This is a genomic window from Deltaproteobacteria bacterium, from assembly GCA_009930495.1.
Lineage (GTDB): Bacteria > Desulfobacterota > Desulfovibrionia > Desulfovibrionales > Desulfomicrobiaceae > Desulfomicrobium.
The window spans coordinates 1-1,188 of sequence record RZYB01000436.1; the positions used below are offsets into that span (position 1 = coordinate 1).

The 1,188-nt window shown below is 63.4% G+C and carries 2 protein-coding genes; both read left to right on the forward strand.

From position 1 onward, the window contains the following. Positions 1-74: 74 nt before the first annotated feature. Positions 75-338, forward strand: a complete 264-nt coding sequence (locus EOL86_15285) for a hypothetical protein (protein NCD26933.1) — start codon at positions 75-77, stop codon at positions 336-338. After that, the coding region (locus EOL86_15290) for an AraC family transcriptional regulator (protein ID NCD26934.1) at positions 242-1,188 on the forward strand (947 nt) is incomplete at its 3' end. The genes EOL86_15285 and EOL86_15290, both read left to right, overlap by 97 nt.

The window sequence follows — 1,188 nt, forward strand, 5'->3', positions numbered from 1 at the left end:
TTCTCCCTCACGGGGTGGAAGAGACGCGCCTGACGCGCCATGATCTCCCGGAACCCAATTCCCGGAGGTCATTCATGAACACATCCACCTGCGACCCGCGCACCAGCCAGGCCGGAACATTCGAAGCCGAAACAGCCGAAGACGCGCCCGAACGCGGCATCTGGGTCCTGATGCGGCCGGTGCGCCGCCGCATTCATCTGGCCATGGGGCTGGCCGCCCCTGGCCGTCCATCAACTTTTGAATGCTGCCCGGCAGCGAGGACCCTGGGTCCCCGTATCCCGAAACGCCGCGCGGTAACGCACGAAAACAGACGATCGCATCGCCAACGTCCACAATGATCGATTCAGACTGGAAATTCCTTGCCTCCTACGAGGCGTTGTGTCCTGACGCCATCCGGCATGACCGTCTCCAGGACGGATTGGAATTGCTGTCCGTGCATGGTCGCGGCAACTGTCCTACAGGCACGGTTTTCACCATGGACATTGCGCCGATCCAGTTCTCCTTTCACCTGGAAGGAGATGGTGACGCCGAAATCGTGCACACACCGTGGCGGAAGGAATTCGTGACCGCGCGGCCGGGAACGGTCATCCTGTCCTTTAACCCGCATTCGGCCTGCCGCGTCGCCTGTGGCGGAAAGCAGACCGTGCGCATCGTGAACCTGTACCTGTCTCCCGACAAGCTGCGCCGGATGTTCGCGGACGACCCGGATGCCCTGCCCCTGGAACTGCACCGCATTCTCGACGCGCCCAGTCCGGAGCCCTGCAACCGGGGATACGCCCTGGACGCCCGCGCCGGAATGCTTTTGGAACAGCTCGGCAACTGCCCCTACCGGGGCGCGCTGCGCCGCCTGTATCTGGAAAGCAAGGCCATGGAGCTCATGGTCCTGCAAATGGAACGTCTGCGCAGGGAACCGTCGCGCACGACGGCAAACAGCATACGCCCGGACGACGAGGAGCGGATCCGGGCCGTGCGCGACCTGTTGGTCCGCGACACGGACAAACCGCCGTCCCTGGGTGAACTGGCTCGCTGGGCCGGGCTGAACGAAACCAAACTCAAACGGGGCTTCCGCCATATCTTTGGAACGACGGTCTGCGACTATGTGCGCAACCACCGCCTGGATCAGTCACGGGAACTGCTCGCCCAAGGACGCTGGTCCGTGACCGAAATCGCCCACCGCTGCGACTTCCA

Coding starts and splice junctions, on each gene's coding strand:
- EOL86_15285 (NCD26933.1), top strand. CDS start 75: ATGAACACATCCACCTGCGACCCGCGCACCAGCCAGGCCGGAACATTC.